This is a genomic window from Desulfolutivibrio sp. (assembly GCF_036584575.1).
Taxonomy (GTDB): Bacteria; Desulfobacterota; Desulfovibrionia; order Desulfovibrionales; family Desulfovibrionaceae; genus Desulfolutivibrio.
In genome coordinates, this window is the sequence record NZ_JAZHDB010000122.1 from 1 (window position 1) to 3,773 (window position 3,773).

The window sequence follows — 3,773 nt, forward strand, 5'->3', positions numbered from 1 at the left end:
AGCCCTTCGACAGCATCTACAAGGATGCCGAATCCGGCTTCGACGGCAGCGGCGACGCCCAGGTCACCATCACCTCCCACACCTTCGACCAGGAGGTGAACCAGCGGACGGTGACCGTCGTCGGCAAGATTGAGAGCGGCCAGGTTCTGGTCACCAAGATCAAGCTGACCTTAAACGGCACCACGCCCTTCGAGGCCGCCGTGGACGCCCAGGGCAACTTCAGCGTTCCGGTGAGCCTCAACTACGGCGAAAACACCATCGCCTTCACGACCTACGGCAAAAACTCCAAGGGGTTCACCGTCGAGACCCCCAACAACCAGCTTACCCCCTTCAAGCTCAAGCTGATCCTGAACAAGGCCGTCATCCTGGTCACCCTGACCTGGAACACCAACAACACGGACCTGGATCTGTACGTCATCGATCCCACGGGCGACGCCTCCTGGTACCAGCACAAGACCACCGCCGACGGCGGCAAACTGGACTACGACGACACCTCGGGATACGGCCCGGAGCACTGGACCCTGCTCGACACCAACACCGTGCGCTGGGGCCAGGCCTACCGGGTGCGCGTCCATTATTATTCCGACCACCAGTCCGGCACGCCCACACCGCCGACCATTCCCAGCGGCTACACCATCAACGTGCTCCTCTACGAAGGCACAGCCAACCCGGTCACCCTGAACTACTCCGGCGTGCTCAGTTCCGAGAGCTCAAGCAACATCAGCCCCACCGCAACGGGCGCCGACTGGGCCACCGTTGTGGACATCATCCCGGTGCAGCCCACGTCCGGAGCGCAGCCCCAGTTCATCCGCGATCCCTCGGGGACAGTGAAGCTGCTCGTTCCGATGACGGAAGAGATGCTGGCGCCCAAGCAGGAATCGCCGCCTCGGCCATAACGTCCGCCCGTCTCCCCGTCCCGGCCCAAGAGGCCGGGACGGGCGGGGACGCCTGCACGGGAACATGATAAAGGGGTTCCTGACAGGTGAAGACGCCCGAGTTCACCGGGGCATTTTTGAAACGGCGCACGCGCCATACGCCCGGCCGAAGTCGGCCGGTCCACCCAACGAGGAAGCGCCTATGCGAAAAATATGTGCGCTGCTCAGCCTCCTCGTCCTCATCGGGGGCATCATGGCACAGGCGGGAGCATCGGATCAGGCGGCCCACTTCACCTTTGGAACCACCCGGTTTCTGGCGAAAAAAAGCATCGGCCCCCAGGGAGGCCGCATGGAAATCCGGGGTTCGGGATCGCCCCTGGAAGGCATGATTCTGGAGATTCCGGCTGGCGCATTGGACCAAGAGGTCATCGTGCGGGTGGGCTGCAACGACGGGACCCTGTCCTTGCCGTCGGGTGCGCCCTCGGGCATGGTTGCGGTGATCGAGTTCGGACAGGCTCCCAGCCTGGCCCAACCTGCGACCATCACCGTCCCCTTCGACGCAAAAAAAACCGGGGGGCCGGTTCAGGGCTATACCATCAACGACCAGGGAGGACTGGATCTGCTCATGCTGGCCCGCCTGGACCGCACGGCCGGACAGGCCGCCTTCCACGCCTTCCGCTCCCTGACCATGACCTGGGTCTATCTCGAAATGTAGTGCGGCTGGCTTGCTGGCGGCGGGTTCTCCGAAGCCCGGCATCGCGCCGCAGGCCCCCCGGCCCCGCTTTGCCGGGAACGTTTCACGATTCCGGCCCGTATGCCGGGCCGAAAACCGATCCTTCGCCCCCCCCCTTTCGATGTCTCCCTCTCGACAGCGGGACTCGGGCATTCCCCGGAACGCCGCACACGCCCTGCGAGGAAATCCGGAGGTCCGCCATGCTTCGGCCGCAACCGGGCATGGCCGTCGTCAGTCGGCCTTCGCGTGGCCGTCGTGAAGGATCAGTCGGCCTTTTTCGTGGAATAGACCGTTTTCCCCAGAAACCCCATGATGGCGTCCAGAAGGATGTCGCTTCCGAGCTTGTTGAAATGGCAACAGGTGTCGAAATAGACATCCTCGGTGACATTTTGGAAAATCATGGTGGCGTCGAGAAATGGAATCCCAGCCTGTTCTATGTCCGCGATGTGCTGCGCCAGACGGTCATATCCCTGGGCGGTGGTTTCGGCCATGCCCGGAGTCGGGCTTATGGCGATGAGCTTTTCGTTTTCCGACATGGGCTTGGACCCCGGCACGTACTGATTGGGTTGCAGCACATGCACGTAGGCGAATTCACCGGACTTGGCCAATTCCCCCAAAAGACGGCTGGACGTGCCCCATGCGTCGGCGAGATGTTCCTGAACCGCATCCCGGTCGCCCTGATCCGGGGGCCCCTTCTGAAAGACCTTGAGCGCCCCGCTGGTGCGTTCCAACTCGTTGACCTTCTCCCTGGCCTGGCCGGACAAGACGTTGTCCATAAGAAACCAGGTCAGGTTCGCGGTCATGGACCAATCGATCCCTGGCCAGGAAAACCATTTGGCCAGGGTGGTGCGGGCCGCGTCCACCAGGCTCAGTTCGCCAATCAAGATCCTTTGCCGGGAATCTCCGAGGTCGTCGGTCAAATCCTTCCACATGGTGGGATAGAAGACGGAAATGCCCTCGGGCTGGTTCTCGGTCAGAGGAATGACCATTTCGTTGAATCCGTCGATGTTGATGAGCAGGTCGATGCGTGCCCCGAGGGACAGCAGATAGGCCACGGACAAAAGCTGCTGGGGCTGCTTGTATCCGGCCGTGGCGATGCAGGCCATGTTGATCTTTTTTCCGGCCAGGGCGGGCATGGCCTGGAGCCGCTTTTTAAGCTCCTGGAACTCCATGACATAAAAATTCCCCGCCACAGAGCCGCCGGTCACCACGACATTGTAGTTGCCGTCCGCAACCTCGGCCACGATGTCGTCGCCCACAAAGCCGTATGGCCCCACGGCGGCATTGTAGGTGGCGTCATACACGAACCCCAGGTAGGGATGCAGAATGTATTGAAACTGCTTGGTCCGTCCGGCGGAAATGAGTCCGGCCTGGGTGGTGTCCACGGAAACAAGGGCCTCGCGGCTTTCCCTGACCCGGCCCGGACCGTCAAACAGCGCAACGAGCATGACATACGAGGCCAATTCGAGGAATATCACCGGCAAAAGCACCAATGCCGACACATAGAGGGTCTTGCGTTTGATCATAGCAGGGAAAAAGCTCCGGGGGCGCTTGGGGCGTGAAGGATCTTGGGCGATACGAACACCGCCGCTCCAAAAAATGTTTCCTATTTCCCCCTGCCTGTACTGTCAATGGGGTGGGCATCCCTCGACCCGCCCACGCCGACCCGGCATCCGCCCCTCGCCGCGTCCGGCCCGTGGGGAAGCCGACGCCCGTTCGGGCGGCCGCCTGGAACCTGCCGTACAACAATGTCGCTCATCCCCGTTCATTTTCTTAAAAAATAAAACGCACCCCCGCCTGTCGCGCAGACAATCCTGCCTACCCCGTGCGCCGCGTCTCGTCCCGGGCCGCCCCACGGCGGGGCGCATCATGGCTGCCGGGAACGGGATCAGGGGAGCTGCCCAAGCCTGGCATGGTTCATGCTGCCTTTCTACGGGGGATTTCTCACATCGCTTCTGGCAACGGGCGACAGCGCACAGGGGGGAAAGGCATGCGCCGGATTATCCAGATTCTTTTTTTCATCGCCATCCTGGTTCACGGCTCCGCCTCCCAGGCCATGGCCAAATCCAAGGCCAAGGCGGTCCCCGGCGAACTCGATGTCCGGGCAGCCATGGTCATGGATTTCGGCACGGGGGCCGTGCTCCACGAACAAGATGCCGATCGCC

3 protein-coding genes are annotated in these 3,773 nt (G+C 62.1%); 2 read left to right on the top strand and 1 reads right to left on the bottom strand.

All coding sequences use genetic code 11. The features are described 5' to 3' along the window. Both V3572_RS09525 and V3572_RS09530 read left to right on the top strand, forming a co-directional pair. Positions 1-896, top strand: an 896-nt coding sequence (locus V3572_RS09525) for a YfaP family protein (protein WP_332110761.1), incomplete at its 5' end; no start/stop codon positions are given. Between the two features lie 181 nt (positions 897-1,077). Then, complete coding sequence (locus V3572_RS09530; RefSeq protein ID WP_332110762.1) at positions 1,078-1,590, top strand: hypothetical protein; 513 nt, start codon at positions 1,078-1,080, stop codon at positions 1,588-1,590. Between the two features lie 281 nt (positions 1,591-1,871). Here V3572_RS09530 and V3572_RS09535 read toward each other — a convergent pair whose 3' ends face one another. After that, the gene (locus tag V3572_RS09535) at positions 1,872-3,134 is read right to left on the bottom strand and encodes a hypothetical protein (protein ID WP_332110763.1); all 1,263 of its coding nucleotides are present in this window, start codon (positions 3,132-3,134) and stop codon (positions 1,872-1,874) included. Positions 3,135-3,773 lie beyond the last annotated feature (639 nt).

What these genes read in the sequence shown, in the direction of transcription:
- V3572_RS09530 (WP_332110762.1), top strand. Translation starts at nt 1,078, where the DNA reads ATGCGAAAAATATGTGCGCTGCTCAGCCTCCTCGTCCTCATCGGGGGC.
- V3572_RS09535 (WP_332110763.1), bottom strand. Translation starts at nt 3,134, where the DNA reads ATGATCAAACGCAAGACCCTCTATGTGTCGGCATTGGTGCTTTTGCCG.